Source organism: Arthrobacter sp. P1_D4 (assembly GCF_056406115.1).
Genome location: NZ_JBFUAU010000010.1, coordinates 58,750 through 71,752, shown reverse-complemented (window position 1 = coordinate 71,752; position 13,003 = coordinate 58,750). Strand labels below are relative to the sequence as shown.

Here is a 13,003-nt window from a genome sequence, read left to right as displayed (position 1 = left end):
GCCCACCGCTTTGGCCGACGATACTCACGCGGCTCGCAGATCGACGTAGCCCGCTAGGAGAGAGGCAAGCTCTTTCTCCCAATAGACGGCACAGCGGTCTGCTCCGCGATCGAAAACGCTGGCAGCAGCAGCCATGCCGGGTGCCGGAAGTCCGATGCTGCAGCCAGCGCTGGCAAGCACATCCACAACTCGCTGGACGGCTTCCTGCAATGCCTCCGGCCGCTCATCCCCGTGCCGAAGGAGGTCGGCAGCGAGATCGGTAGGGCCCACCCAGCCCCCGCCGAACGCGTCGCTGCCAACGAATTCTTTGACGCGTTCCACGGCTTCCGCTGTCTCGAACAGCACTGAGATCACGGGGGCGAAGGAGTAGTCCCTGCCGAAGGCCGAGGCCGGCGTCACCTGCCGCGGACGTGATCCCTCAGGTGCGTAGCGTGTGGCCTCGTAGGCGCGTTCCAGCTCGTCAACCGTCCGCACCTGCGGCAGCACGATCTCCGCCACGCCGGTGTTGGCGAAGGCCAGGAGCGTGTTCCATTCCAAATCCGGTACACGCACGGCCACCTTCACCCCGGAGCCGGCCAGTCGCTGCACCACATCGCTGCATTGCTGGACGGTGATCCCGGTCTGCTCCGCATCGAGGACCAGGAAGTCCACGGTGGCGTGGGCTAGGAGGGCCAGCAAAGTGGGGGTGGGATCGGCAGTGATCATACCGACGCTGCGTTCAAGGGCGGCGGCTGGTTCCTGGGTCATGGGAGGTTCCTCCTGGAGGTGGTGGCGCGGGAAAGAGCGGTGACAAAGTGCCGGTGCGGTCACTCGTCGGGGACGAACTGCCAGTCCGCGGGCTTGCTGACCCCCACAATGAGCTCCACGTCTTCTTCACTGTCATTGGTGAGTCCATGCGTGGTTCCGCGGGGAATATAGATGCCGTCGCCGGGTTTTGCTCGGTAGCTGGTGCTCCCGAGATGGACGATGGGTGCTCCGCTCAGGACGACGTAGAACTCCGATGCGTCCGGGTGGTGATGGCACAGGTGGTGTTGACCGGGCAGGATCTTCCCCCAGCTGACGCTCATATCGTCGGAGCCGCTGAGATCCCGGGAGATGAGCGTGCTGACCAGGCCTTGGTCGCGCTGACCGTTGAGCCCAACCTTGTCCAAGGCCGTGAAGCCTTGCTCGTGGACGTTGTGCACCAGCCGGTCGATGTTGACCGTGGCTGTTCCGCTGGAGCCGGGGCGCATCATGCCGCGCCTTCGAAGGCGGCCTCGGCCGCGACGGTGTCGGGCTGCAGAGTGTCGGCCCGTACAGGCGGGTGCTCCATCCACCACCGCGCGATCTCCTCGCGGGTCGCGAACCACACCCCTTGCTTAGAAAGCGCATATTCGAGGAACCTACGCACTCCGTGTGCAACGCTGGGCCGGCCGCCGATCCTCAGGTGCAGCCCCACCGACATCATCTTCGGCACGGTCTCGCCTTCGATGAGGAGGCAGTCGAGCGAGTCCTTCAAGACGTTGAAGAAGTCCTCTCCCGTGCCGAGGCTTCCGTTGCCCCAGAAACGGGCATCGTTCGTGTCGCCCGAATACGGAACCACAAGGTGGCGGCTCGGGCCTGCCTGCACGTAGTACGGAAGGTCGTCTGCGTAGGAATTCGAGTCATACAGCACGCCTTCCTCGGCCAGGATGGTCCGAGTGTTCTCGGTGATGCCCTCCCGGACGTACCAGCCCACCGGCCTCACTCCGGAAACAGCCTCGACTGCGGCCAGAGACTTGCGGATCTCCTGCCGCTCTTCCTCCGGCTCCATTCCGACGGTTCCGCGCCACTTGTAGCCGTGGGCGCAGATCTCGTGTCCGTCCCGCACCATGGCCAGGGCTGCGTCCGGATTCCGTTCAAGGGCCGCACCGCAGGCCATTACCGTTGCCTGGACGTTGTACTCGCGCAGCATCCCGAGGTAGCGCCAGATGCCCACGCGGCTGCCGTACTCGAAGAAGGACTCCTTCATGAGGCTGCGCCGCGAGGGGTCGGCGGACCAGCCGCCGAAGATCGAGACGTCCTCGTCCCGCTCGTCGCCGGCCTCAATGGAACTCTCGGCGCCCTCCTCGTAGTTCAGCACCACGGAGACAGCAACTTTCGCGCCGTGCGGCCACGTGACAACCGGAGGGTTCTCCCCATATCCAATCAGGTCCCGCATTGGCTTCTCCTTGCTTGTTCATTAGATTGATGAGACTTCACTTCACAACGCCTGTCCTTCGTAGACCTTCCGATGGGCGGCAAGTGAGGTCCTGAGCATGCTGTCGACGTCGTCAATAACATTTCCGTGCGCGGGCCCGATCATCAGGGCGGGATAGGACTCCAGGGTGTCTTCAATGCACTGGAAGGCCCTGCCGACGTCGACAAATTTGGTCCAGTAGAGCGCGCGTCCGGTGCCGTAGGCGGCCTGCTCCACCGAGGGGGGCGACGGCATCTCGCTGGAAAGCAAGCGGCACTGCCCTGGCAGGTGTACCGGCTCGTCTTCGTCCTCCGGACCCGGTATGTCGTGGATGTAGGAAAAGCCGTCGGAGACGAACATGATTCGTGCACCCGAGTCATACCCCCAGAGCGTGTTCTCCAAGTCGCGGATGTACGCCGGAAAGAAGCGGAACTCCCTGTCGCCGAGATCCAGTGACTCGCCCGCGGCCTTGGCCCTCAGCCGGTCCTTGTACTCCGGAAAATGGAGTGCGTAGTCTCGTACATCGCCCACAACAACAGCCGAGGGGTACTTGGCCAGCAAGACCGGGAGATTGCCCGCGTGCGGGATTTCCGGATGGGTCGGGAAGACGTAGTCAAGTGGCCTCCCGCCCAGTGCATGGTCCAGCTGCGCCAGGACCGTATCCCGGTGCGCCGGATCTCCCGTGTCCACCAGGATCGACGCTTGGGAGCCGATCACGAGGTACGACGAGACGTGGTAGTGGACTTCCTGGCCTTCAGCGCTGGCCGACAGGCAGCCGCCCAGCCAGTGAACGCCGTCGGCGAGGACGCGGCCCGTGGTGGGCTCCTCTCCGTGGTTGTAGGGATTCATTGGATGCCCACCTTCCTGATGGCCTCGGCCAATGCCGTGGCCTCCGCAGCGGATTCGGCCAGGCCAACAAAGGGTTCGCCGTAGCCCGGTCCAATGGCCTCGACGTGGCGTTCGCGGATGACCTCTGCGACGTCCCGCGCAATGCCGCGGGTATCGGCCTCGGCAAACCACTGGAACTTGTGCAAACCGGCCGGCGCCTTTGCGCTGCCGTACGAGCCGTGTGTGAAGGCATCCGAGGTCAGGAGCGCCTTGGAGACGGGATCGAAGATCCACAGCGTCGGCAGGAGCCGCATCAGCGGCGACACGAACTCCAAGGTCAGCCCGTCCATGACCTCCACCTCAAGCGACGTCCCCGGGTTGACCATGATGCGCCGCGGCGTCGCCGTGGTCCTCGGAACCGTGATTCCGCCCGTGTACCAGACGGACTCGACGTCGAAGCGCGCCTCGATGGCGGGAAGGTTCAGGCAGCATTCCATTTCCGTCCGCGTCAGCACGACGCCAAGCCGTTCCCCTGGTTCGAGAAGCGCTTCCAGCTGCCGGATGATCTCCACCTCGTGGAGCCGGATGCCGGTGTCCACGAGCACCGAGCCGGCGCTTCCTTTGATGAGGTAGCAATTGACGGGCTGCGTGACGCGGATACCCTGCGGGCACCAGCTCACCTGCTCGTCCAGGATGATGTTTGCCCCCAAACGATGGATGCGGTCTCCGATGAGGCTGTGGGCGCCGTTAACGGCGAGCGCTGCCTGGGCTGTGTGGGGATTCAACGACTTCTCCTCTCCTCGTATCCGAATCGGCCCACCTAGGAGGCGCTGGCCGAGTCCCAGACGGCGATTGCCTCGTCCAGAGTGCAGACATCGTGGCGGGCCCTCATCACGGTCAATGCAGATTCGTGGACGACGGTGTCGTAAGCGCCGACAGCGTCCTCGAGTAGCACGGCATAGAAGTCGTTGTGGACGGCGTCCCGGAGCGTGGCCTCGACGCATCCGCCGGTGGAGACGCCAACCAGGGCGACGGATTCGATGCCCTGGCTTCGCAGCAGGAGCGCCAGCTCCGTGCCCACGAATGCGCTGGGGCGGCGCTTTGTGATGATGACCTCGCCGTCTTCGGGCAGGCACTCGGCACAGAACTCCGTGGCCGGATCGCCCTTGAGGCTGAGCCTGCCCAGGTCAATGGGCCGGCCGTTGGCGGCCGTGTACAGAGCCCGCAGCCACGCGGCAGGTGAGCTGCCGCCGTCGGCCAGATTTTCGACGCGGATATGGAAGATGGGGACACCGTTCTTCCGCGCCGACTCGATGGCCCGTCCGCAGCGCTTGGCGACGGTGGGCATCATGCTGAGGTCGTGGCCGGAGTCGCCGATTGCGCCGCCGGCGTACACGGCACCTTCTTGCATGTCGATCACCACAAGGGCGGTCGTGGCCGGGTCGAGCAGTTCCTGCAGGGTGTCGCGGACCTGCTTTCCGCAGATTTCAATCATGGGAGGTTCCTTCTTCTTGGAGGTGATGCCGGCCGGATTCGACGTCGGCCGGCCGGCACCACGCGGGACTGCTGGCGGTCTAGCGGCCGAGGGCGTTGAAGTAGATCTGGCCGTTGGCCAGAGGCACGGCCCCTGACAGTCCGGTCTTGGTGACGAGCACTCCCCTGGTTTCGACGAGCGACAGGATGGCTGCCCCGTCGTCAACCAGGGAGGCCATCTTCTTGAGAAGGGTGGTGCGCTTGTCTGCCTCCGTGTCAGGCGTGGCGGCAAGTTCGCTGCGAGCCTTGTCGAACTCAGGGTTGGACCAGCCGGTGCTGTTGCTCGGGGCGCCTGTTCCATAGAAGGCGTAGCTGTAGAACGCCGGGTCGGCGATCACGATCGGTTCGGAGTAAAGCACCGCCTGGTAGCGGCCTTCGATCAGCGCCGTAGAGAAGTCGGTCGAGCTGGCCACGTTCTGCAGTTGGACGTCGATCCCGACGTCCTTGAGCATGGATTGGAGCAAGACTGCCGACTTGGCGGCCACCGGGCCCGGGCGGGTGGCACTGTAGCTGAGCGTCATCGGGAACCCATTGGCATACCCGGCCTCGGCCAGGAGCTTCTTGGCTTCGTCCTTGTTGAACTTGTAGATTGCGGAATCCTCGACCATGGGGAAGATGGACCCGGCGGGTTCGCCGAAGCCGGCATACGCACCCTTGATCAGTGCTTCACGGTCGATCACCATGGAGACGGCGTGACGGACCTTGGGATCAGCCAGCGGGCCGGTCTTTGTGTTGATCATCATCGTGTCGCGGGTCTGGCTGGCGCAGTTGAGGACAGTGACGCCCGGCGACTTCTCCAGGGACTTGTACTGGTCGTACTCGAAGCCGTTGGCCACCTGGACTTCGCCGGATTCGACCAGCTGGCTGCGGGTGGCGGTGCTTTGGACGGCCTTGACGGCCACGCGCTTCACAGTCCCGCGCTTACCTTCCCATGTCGGATCAGCCGTCACGGTCAGCGAGGCGCCCGGCGTGAATTCTTCAAGTTTCCAGCCGCTGTAATCGGCCAGGTTCTTCGACAGCCAGGCATTTGCGGTCGGATCTTCCGAGGTGACGTGCTTCTTGGCCTCGGTGCTGTCGTGGACGTAGAACAGGTTGTTTTGCAGGGACTCTTCGGTGTACGAGGTCAGTGCTTTGGTGTTGAGCTGGACGGTGTGCTCGTCGATCACCTTGACCAGGTTGTCCACGTTGAAGCCGCTGCTCTTGAGCGTGCCCTTCATAACAGGCTGCCGCTTCATGCCGATATCGAAGCTCCATCGAATGTCTTCGGCCGACAGCGTGTTCCCGAATTGACTGGTGAGCTTGCGGAGCGTGACCACAACGCCTGTGCCGTCCGAACTGGGCTTGGCGCTCTCTGCCAGCCGACCGGACAATTCCGTGGACGGCGTGGGGCACGTCTTGCCGTCGCTGACTCCCGCTTTGTACTCAAGGAGCTGCGAGCCAAGTCCGCTCAGCACCACGTGCGAGGCGCTGCCTCCCCATGGCGACGGCGTGAGGCTGTCCGGCAATGCCCCGACGGCAACAACAACACTTTCGATGGACGGGTTGACTGCAGCCTGCGGTGAACCGCCGCAGGCGACAAGGGATGTGGCGAGGGCGACAGCGGCGCCCCCGGTGAGCAAACGCAAACGTTTCATAACAGTGACTCCGTCTATTGGGGAAGCTACGGCTGAACAGTTTCGTATCGGTAAGCCTGTTTGTGGCCGGCCCGGATGATGGGCTCCACGTCGCGGATGTTGCTGATGAAGTTGCCGTGGGTGGGGGCCACGGATTTGACGCCGATCTCATCAATAAGATGAAGAACGCGGTCATAGACTGCGTCGGCGTCGTTGGCGAAGCGGGCCCAGTACAGGGCGCTTCCGGTAAAGAAGGCGGCGTTCTCGACGGCGATGGGCACATGCAGCTCGCCGGTGGTCAATCCGCATTCGCCCGGGAGGTGTACAGGGTCTTCGTCATCGAGCTCGGGGCGGTGCATGTAGCAGAAGCCGTCGGCGGTGAAGAGCACGCCGGCTCCAGGTGCGAAACCCCATTGGGTGTTGGGCAGGTCCCGGATGAGGGCCTCCACGACCATGAACTCCTGCCCGCCCAGATCGATCCGGTCTCCAGGCACCCTTGCGTGGAGGTTCGGAACGATCTGCGGGTAGAAGAGGTGGTAGTCGCGGATGTCGCCTACCACTTGGATGTCCGGGTACTTCTCCACGAGCCGCGGAAGGTTTCCGGTGTGGGGAAGCTCGGGGTGTGTGGGAAACACATAGGTCAGCTGCCGGCCGTCCAACAGCTCATCGAGCGTGCTGGAAATGATGGGCCAGCTGGACGGGTTGCCCGTGTCGACCAGGATGGACGAGTGCTCGCCCTGGACGAGGTAGGTGGAGTTGTGGCCATGGATCACACGGTCCGCCAGGTGGAACGGGAGGCAGGAGCTCATCCACGTGACGCCGTTCGCAACGCTGCGAGGGAGGTCGCTGCTCATTGTTTCTACGAGTAGTTCTTCCATGATGGTCTCCTAAACCAGCTGCGGGGTGAGCGCGTCGAGCATGAAATCGAGGTGGCGCCGGACCACATCGCGTCCCTTCAGAACGCAGCCGCGGGACGGGGCGATGACCTCGGGGTCAAGGGTGTCGAACTTGTCCTGGAGCCATTCCCTCAGGGGCTCGCAGGTGGAGCGCGGGATCCATTCATATTTCGCATACAGGTGGCTGGCCACCTGTTCCACCGTGGTGGTGTCCTCGACCGTGGAGTCGATGATCCGCTGACCGTCCGGCCGGTCCATGACGCCATGGGTGAAGGTGTCCGAGGTGAAGAGAGTGCCGGTTTCCTTGTCCCAGCCCCAGAAGGTGGGCAGGAGGCGCAGTAGGGGCGATTCGACTTCCAGCACGCGGCCGGGAGCTATCGCGATCTCGGCCGTCCGTGCCATGGAGTCACCCTCTTCGGTGCGCTGGGCGTCGATCTGGTGGCGACGTCCCCGCAACGCCAGACGGCTCACGTCGTCGAAGGCATCGAAGGGATTGATGACCCCTCCGGTGAAGAGCCGCTCGATGTCGAACGTGCCGGCGATCGGCTCAAGGTTGGAAACACAGTCCATCTCACTCCGGGTGAAGAAGATGGACACTCCCCCGCCTTCGCCGATGAGCCCTGCCAGGTCGTCAAGGATCTGGTTGCCGTGGATGGCCAATCCGGAATCGATCAGGAGCCTGGATGAGCCTTCGGTCAGGAGGTAAGCGTTGGACGGCTGGAATCCTGTTGCACCCTGCGGAACCCAGCTCACTCGGCCGTCGAGCGGAATGCTTCCGCCAAGGACCGTCAACTTGTCTGAATGCAATGTAGTGAACATAACTTCAATCTATTGAATATTGAGCGGTTGTCAAGGATTTTCTTGCGGCGCGGGTTCTTACCCCTGCTGTACGGCCGGTTCCGCCGCGGGGCGCACCTTCGACGGGCTCTTCACACCACGGATGACGTTGTTGCGCGTGCGGGGATCCAAGAGCGTGATGAGGGCGTCCAGCAGCACATAGCCCAGAAGGCTCGTAGCACCCATGATGAGGACGAACCCCTGGATGACAGGGACGTCGCCCTTGAGGACACCATCCAGAGACCAGCCGCCGACGCCGGGCCAGGAGAAGACGCTTTCGACGATGGCCGCGCCACTGAGTGCTGCGGCAAACAAGAGGACCATGTACGTCATCAACGCCCCGCGTACGTCACTCAGCGCATAGCGGAACACCTGCAACGGCCTCAGTCCGCAGGCCCTGGCGAATTCGATCTGGGGCGAATTCAGGACCTGGAGGAGGCCAGTCCGCACGGTCTTTCCGAACGGAGCCGCGAAGAACAGGCCCATGGTGATGATGGGCAGGACGGCCCTGCTGAGGATGGATTGCACCGTTCCCCACTGCCCGGCGATCACCGCGTCGATTGCAACGGATCCCGTCACCCTGGGTGGCGGAATATCGGCGCTCGACAGCATGCCCAATGGGGCAGGCGCCAGATGGAGCTGCTGGTAGAAGATGAACAGCAGGAGGAGTGCCAGGACAAACTCCGGCATGGCCATCAGGACCGAGACGCCGGCGGTGAAGGCCTTGTCTGCTCCCCGCCCATAGCGGTAGGCCGCCAGAGTGCCCATTCCCATGCCGATGAGCAGCGCCAACACGAGGCCAGGAACCAAGTAGACCAGGGTATTGGGCAGACGGATCCAGATCTCCCCCGCAACCGGGCTTCCCGTGAAGAAAGAATTTCCCAGATCCCCGCTCAATGTGCGGCCCATGTACTCCAGATAGCGTTCCCAGAACGGCTTGTCCAAGCCCAGCTGGGAATTAATCCGGGCGACATCTGCCGGAGTGGCATATTCGCCAAGCAGTGCGACTGCCGGGTTTCCGGGAAGCAGGGAGACCAGGCCAAAGCTCAGGGTAATGAGGCCCAGGAGGAGCACGAAGGCAATGATGAGGCGGGACAGGACGTAGCGGATCATGCCATGGCCGCCTTTTCTTCAGGGGCGTATGGGATGGGAGGCATTGCCGCGGACATAAGGGCCTGCGTATAGGGCTGCTGCGGATTGGAGAGAACATCGTCGGTGGTGCCTGTTTCAACGAACCGTCCCCGGTGCATCACGGCTACGCGGGAACAGAAGTGCCGGACCGTCTCAATGTCGTGCGAGACGAAAACGTAGGTCAGCCCCCTCGCGAGCTGCAGCTTCGCGAGCATCCGAAGGATGGACGCCCTGATAGTAAGGTCCAGCGACGACGTCGGCTCGTCCAGGACCACCAAGGTGGGATCCGTGACGAGGCACCTGGCGATGCCCACCCTCTGCTGCTGCCCTCCGCTGAGGTTGGCGGGGCGGCGGTTCAGGAATTCCTGCGAGAGCCCCACCTCTTCCAGCGTGTCCGCGACCCGTCGCAGGCGCTCGGCCCGGGATCCGTACGTCTTCGCGACAATCAGGGGTTCCTCGACAATCTGACGGATGGTCAGGCGCGGATTCAAGGATGCGAACGGCTCCTGGAAGACAATCTGCCAGCGCCTTCGCCGGTTCCGCAGCTGCGCCTTCGACAACGCACGGATATCCTCGCCTTCGAGGAGGATCATGCCGGAATCAGCCTCGCTGAGCCTGAGGATGAGGCGGCCAAGGGTTGATTTGCCGGAGCCGCTTTCGCCGATGATCCCCAAGGTCTCACCGCGTTCGACGGAAAGAGAAATACCGTCTACTGCTGCCACGGGCAGTCCCTGCGGACTTCGGAACGTCTTCCGGACGTCCTTCAATTCAATGATGGGCATAGTCAGATGCTCCTGGATTCGGAGAGTTCGGTGGGAAAGGTTGAGCCAACGGGGAGGCGCGCCGCGCTGACTGAGATAGCCTTCGGCTGGACTACGGAATTGAGCAGAGAGACGGTGTAGGGATCCTGGGGCCGGACGAACACATCGGACACCGGACCCTGTTCAACGATGCGGCCGCGGTGCATCACCAGGACGCGGTCGCAGTAATTGGCCACCACCCCAAGGTCATGGGTGACGATCAGCATCGACCGGCTGCTCTCCTTCGTCAGCCGGGCGAGGGTGTCCAACACCTGCCGCTGCACGGTGAGGTCGAGCGCCGTCGTCGGTTCATCCGCGATGACCAAGCGGGGGTTGAGGTACAAGGCCATGGCGATGACCACGCGCTGGGCCATGCCGCCGCTGAGCTCGTGCGCGTAGCCGCGAATGACGCGTTCCGGATCGTTGACCCCGGAGGAGGCCAGCAGTCCGAGGGCCCGGCCGCGCGATTCGGCGACAGTTTTGAGCCCATGCGCCTTGGCGATGTTCGCGAACTGCTTTTCGATGCGCACCACCGGGTTCAATGCACTAAAAGGGTTCTGCGCCACGAAGCCGATTTCCTTGCCCCGGATATGGCGGATCTCCCGTTCCGGTAGGCGGATCAGATCCCGGCCGTGGAACTCGGCACTGCCCTCCATGACGCGCCCCGGCGGCATCAGCAGCTTGACCACTGACCGCACCACAGTGGACTTGCCCGATCCCGATTCGCCCACGACGCCCACGATTTCGTTGGCGCCGACGTCGAAAGAGATCCCATGGAGGACGCGCGTGACGCCATCCCGGGAGTGGAACTCCGTCACCAGGTCCCGCACATGAAGTCCTGTCGTCATCGTGCCCGCTCCACTCGCTCGATCTTGGTTTCGATTGCTCCGGCAATCACATTGAGTGAGCCGATGGCCAGGAGCATGGCGGCTGTGGGGAATGCTGCCGCCCACCATTCGCCCCGGATCAGCATGGTGACGCCGTCGTTGATCATGGCTCCCCACGTCGGTGTCGGCGGCTTCACGCCCACGCCGAGGAAGTTCAGCGCGGCAATGGTTCCCAGCGCGTTGGCCGCCGTCAGTGTTGCCTGCACCAGGACCACGCCATACGCGTTGCGGAAAATGTGGTTAAACGCGATGCGGACCGGCGAGCAACCGATCGCCGCCGCGGCCTCCACGTAGCGCGCCGAGCGAAGGGCCATGGCCGCCGCCCGGGAAAGGCGCACGAACCGTGGCGCCGCAACAATAGCGATCGCGAGGACCACGTCCGTTGCCCCGCCGCCCATGAGCTTGATGGAGACGACAGCGATCACGATGATCGGCAGTGCGGCGAAGGCGTCAATGACGCGCATGATGGCCTCGCCCAGCCTGCCGCTCGTGGCAAACAGCCCCAGAGGGACGCCCACCAGCAGCGACAGTGCTGTGGCGGCGAGAGCGACGGGCAGGTCCAGCTTTGCGGCCTCGATGGTCCGCGAGAAGATATCCATCCCGTTTCCGTCGGTGCCGAACCAGTGCGTCCCGTTGGGCGCGATGCCGATCGCATCGGTGTCCGGTCGCATGGGGTCGTGCGGCAGCGGGGCCACCAACGCCATAAGGGGCAGGCCGACAATGATGACCATCGCAATGGCAGCCATGATCGGACTGGAACGGTTGACCAGGAGGGTCTGGCCGCGGCGGGCCCACGCCACCGCCCGGAGCCCGGGTGAGGTGCGCGGAAGACCTTGGATACTCATGAGGCCTCCGCGTGGAGCCGGCCGGCAATGGAGACGGGGTCGAGGTGGACGCCAAAGCTCGCAATGAGTCCACTCGCAATGTATTGAAGATCGTCCTGCTTCAGGACCTGTGGTTGTGGCATGTTCAGCTCCCTGCTCGGGCCTTGATCGGCAACTGGCTCATATCAAAGTCTCATCACTTTATTGAAATGGACTGTAGCGTCAAGTGTGACGAATTGCACTCTTTTTCTGGGAAAACAGGGATCCAACCGGAAGTGACTGTGCTCCTGCCGGGTCTTCCATAGTCCTGTCAAGGAGACCCTCGATGGTCTCCACATGACCCGGCCAGCCATAAACAGGCCATTGACACAGCACTCAAGTGTCTTCAATATAGTGAGCAAGTACCGATCGTGATGAAGCTGGGGTGCTGTCGACGCCGCCAGCACCCACGGAACAGATGAGAAACGGAACCCACGATGCCCAACTTCCAAGAAGCAGCAGCCTCAGTAGCCACCCAGCAGCCCGCACAGAGACAACCGGTGAAATACCTGCTCCACGATGGCGAGCTGGTGGACTACGCCGACGCCCGGCTCCATGTGCTGAGCACCTCGCTGAAGTACGGCGTCGGAGTCTTTGAGGGGTTCCGCGCGTACTGGAGCGAGGACGAGCAGCAGCTGTACGCGTTCAGGGTGGCCGACCACATGAAGCGCCTGATCGATTCCATGAGGGTGGTGGAGATTGACGGCCCGCAGGACATCGGCGAACTCGGCGATCAGCTGCTGGGGCTTATCCGGGCCAACGATCTGCGTGGCAATCTGCATATGCGGGCCCAGGTGTTTGTCGATTCCAAGGATGGCAAGCCGGAGGACACCGGACCCTCCACCGTATTCATGGCGGCCATTCCCATGGGTAACTACTTCGGTTCCACGGGCTTGAATGTGCAGATCAGCAGCTGGGCCCGCCTCTCGGACCGGTCCATGCCGCCCCGGGTGAAGTCGATTGCCAATTACCAGAACGGCCGGCTCGCGCTGCTGGAAGCCAAGCGCAACGGTTACAACGCTGCGCTGCTGCTCACGGAGAACGGACACGTTGCCGAAGGCGCCGGCTACAACGTGTTCATGGTCCGCCAGGGAAGGCTGTGCACTCCCCCAATGACAGACAGCATTCTCGAGGGAATTACCCGGGACACCGTCCTGCACCTCGCCCGCACGGAGTTGGGCATCGACGTCGACATCCGCCCCATCGACCGCACCGAGCTGTATTCGGCGGACGAGGTCTTTGTCTGCGGCAGCGCGGCAGAGGTCAACCACGTCGCGTCCGTGGACCGCACCACCATCGGCAAGGGATCAGCCGGCGACATCACCCGCAGCCTCCAGGATTTGTACCGGCAGGCCGTCCTCGGACGTGTAGCCGCGGACCAGAACTGGGCCACGCCCGTTTACCCGTCCTGAGAGGAG

Annotated in this window: 15 protein-coding genes; 1 reads left to right on the top strand and 14 read right to left on the bottom strand. The window is 63.3% G+C overall.

From position 1 onward, the window contains the following. Positions 1-24: 24 nt before the first annotated feature. The 14 genes from AC1D0A_RS11795 to AC1D0A_RS11730 all read right to left on the bottom strand — a co-directional run bounded on the left by AC1D0A_RS11795 (position 25) and on the right by AC1D0A_RS11730 (position 11,689). Positions 25-747, bottom strand: coding sequence for an aldolase/citrate lyase family protein (locus AC1D0A_RS11795; RefSeq protein WP_476945873.1), 723 nt, complete (start codon positions 745-747; stop codon positions 25-27). Between the two features lie 59 nt (positions 748-806). Beyond that, positions 807-1,235: a cupin domain-containing protein gene (locus tag AC1D0A_RS11790; protein ID WP_476945872.1), complete on the bottom strand. Its 429-nt coding sequence runs from the start codon at positions 1,233-1,235 to the stop codon at positions 807-809. Further along, a complete protein-coding gene (locus AC1D0A_RS11785; RefSeq protein WP_476945871.1) occupies positions 1,232-2,179 on the bottom strand; it encodes a polysaccharide deacetylase family protein in 948 nt (315 codons plus the stop codon). The genes AC1D0A_RS11790 and AC1D0A_RS11785 overlap by 4 nt, the downstream gene beginning before the upstream one ends. Positions 2,180-2,221: 42 nt before the next feature. Further along, positions 2,222-3,046: an MBL fold metallo-hydrolase gene (locus AC1D0A_RS11780; protein WP_476945870.1), complete on the bottom strand. Its 825-nt coding sequence runs from the start codon at positions 3,044-3,046 to the stop codon at positions 2,222-2,224. Next, positions 3,043-3,810 carry an MBL fold metallo-hydrolase gene (locus tag AC1D0A_RS11775; protein ID WP_476945869.1) on the bottom strand — a complete coding sequence of 256 codons (768 nt, stop codon included), beginning with the start codon at positions 3,808-3,810 and terminating at the stop codon, positions 3,043-3,045. The genes AC1D0A_RS11780 and AC1D0A_RS11775 overlap by 4 nt, the downstream gene beginning before the upstream one ends. Before the next feature lie 35 nt (positions 3,811-3,845). Beyond that, entirely contained in the window at positions 3,846-4,520 is a 675-nt protein-coding gene (locus tag AC1D0A_RS11770; protein ID WP_476945868.1) for a cysteine hydrolase family protein, read from the bottom strand. A gap of 79 nt (positions 4,521-4,599) precedes the next feature. Next, entirely contained in the window at positions 4,600-6,192 is a 1,593-nt protein-coding gene (locus AC1D0A_RS11765) for an ABC transporter substrate-binding protein (protein ID WP_476945867.1), read from the bottom strand. Positions 6,193-6,218: 26 nt separating this feature from the next. Continuing rightward, positions 6,219-7,049 carry an MBL fold metallo-hydrolase gene (locus AC1D0A_RS11760; protein WP_476945866.1) on the bottom strand — a complete coding sequence of 277 codons (831 nt, stop codon included), beginning with the start codon at positions 7,047-7,049 and terminating at the stop codon, positions 6,219-6,221. A gap of 9 nt (positions 7,050-7,058) precedes the next feature. Continuing rightward, entirely contained in the window at positions 7,059-7,886 is an 828-nt protein-coding gene (locus AC1D0A_RS11755; RefSeq protein ID WP_476945865.1) for a hypothetical protein, read from the bottom strand. A gap of 57 nt (positions 7,887-7,943) precedes the next feature. Further along, a complete protein-coding gene (locus tag AC1D0A_RS11750) occupies positions 7,944-9,017 on the bottom strand; it encodes an ABC transporter permease (protein WP_476945864.1) in 1,074 nt (357 codons plus the stop codon). Further along, positions 9,014-9,817, bottom strand: a complete 804-nt coding sequence (locus tag AC1D0A_RS11745) for an ATP-binding cassette domain-containing protein (RefSeq protein WP_476945863.1) — start codon at positions 9,815-9,817, stop codon at positions 9,014-9,016. The genes AC1D0A_RS11750 and AC1D0A_RS11745 overlap by 4 nt, the downstream gene beginning before the upstream one ends. A 2-nt stretch (positions 9,818-9,819) precedes the next feature. Continuing rightward, positions 9,820-10,683, bottom strand: a complete 864-nt coding sequence (locus tag AC1D0A_RS11740; RefSeq protein ID WP_476945862.1) for an ABC transporter ATP-binding protein — start codon at positions 10,681-10,683, stop codon at positions 9,820-9,822. Beyond that, the gene (locus tag AC1D0A_RS11735) at positions 10,680-11,567 is read right to left on the bottom strand and encodes an ABC transporter permease (protein WP_476945861.1); all 888 of its coding nucleotides are present in this window, start codon (positions 11,565-11,567) and stop codon (positions 10,680-10,682) included. The genes AC1D0A_RS11740 and AC1D0A_RS11735 overlap by 4 nt, the downstream gene beginning before the upstream one ends. Continuing rightward, positions 11,564-11,689: a hypothetical protein gene (locus AC1D0A_RS11730; protein WP_476945860.1), complete on the bottom strand. Its 126-nt coding sequence runs from the start codon at positions 11,687-11,689 to the stop codon at positions 11,564-11,566. Before AC1D0A_RS11730 ends, AC1D0A_RS11735 begins: the two co-directional genes overlap by 4 nt. A 333-nt stretch (positions 11,690-12,022) precedes the next feature. On the opposite strand from AC1D0A_RS11730, the gene AC1D0A_RS11725 reads away from it, so the two are divergent. After that, positions 12,023-12,997: a branched-chain amino acid transaminase gene (locus AC1D0A_RS11725; protein WP_476945859.1), complete on the top strand. Its 975-nt coding sequence runs from the start codon at positions 12,023-12,025 to the stop codon at positions 12,995-12,997. Positions 12,998-13,003: the final 6 nt, after the last annotated feature.

Bases quoted from the DNA above. Each gene is read 5' to 3' on its own strand.
- AC1D0A_RS11795 (WP_476945873.1), bottom strand. From the start codon at position 747: ATGACCCAGGAACCAGCCGCCGCCCTTGAACGCAGCGTCGGTATGATC.
- AC1D0A_RS11790 (WP_476945872.1), bottom strand. From the start codon at position 1,235: ATGATGCGCCCCGGCTCCAGCGGAACAGCCACGGTCAACATCGACCGG.
- AC1D0A_RS11785 (WP_476945871.1), bottom strand. From the start codon at position 2,179: ATGCGGGACCTGATTGGATATGGGGAGAACCCTCCGGTTGTCACGTGG.
- AC1D0A_RS11780 (WP_476945870.1), bottom strand. From the start codon at position 3,046: ATGAATCCCTACAACCACGGAGAGGAGCCCACCACGGGCCGCGTCCTC.
- AC1D0A_RS11770 (WP_476945868.1), bottom strand. From the start codon at position 4,520: ATGATTGAAATCTGCGGAAAGCAGGTCCGCGACACCCTGCAGGAACTG.
- AC1D0A_RS11765 (WP_476945867.1), bottom strand. From the start codon at position 6,192: ATGAAACGTTTGCGTTTGCTCACCGGGGGCGCCGCTGTCGCCCTCGCC.
- AC1D0A_RS11760 (WP_476945866.1), bottom strand. From the start codon at position 7,049: ATGGAAGAACTACTCGTAGAAACAATGAGCAGCGACCTCCCTCGCAGC.
- AC1D0A_RS11755 (WP_476945865.1), bottom strand. From the start codon at position 7,886: ATGTTCACTACATTGCATTCAGACAAGTTGACGGTCCTTGGCGGAAGC.
- AC1D0A_RS11750 (WP_476945864.1), bottom strand. From the start codon at position 9,017: ATGATCCGCTACGTCCTGTCCCGCCTCATCATTGCCTTCGTGCTCCTC.
- AC1D0A_RS11745 (WP_476945863.1), bottom strand. From the start codon at position 9,817: ATGCCCATCATTGAATTGAAGGACGTCCGGAAGACGTTCCGAAGTCCG.
- AC1D0A_RS11740 (WP_476945862.1), bottom strand. From the start codon at position 10,683: ATGACGACAGGACTTCATGTGCGGGACCTGGTGACGGAGTTCCACTCC.
- AC1D0A_RS11735 (WP_476945861.1), bottom strand. From the start codon at position 11,567: ATGAGTATCCAAGGTCTTCCGCGCACCTCACCCGGGCTCCGGGCGGTG.
- AC1D0A_RS11730 (WP_476945860.1), bottom strand. From the start codon at position 11,689: ATGCCACAACCACAGGTCCTGAAGCAGGACGATCTTCAATACATTGCG.
- AC1D0A_RS11725 (WP_476945859.1), top strand. From the start codon at position 12,023: ATGCCCAACTTCCAAGAAGCAGCAGCCTCAGTAGCCACCCAGCAGCCC.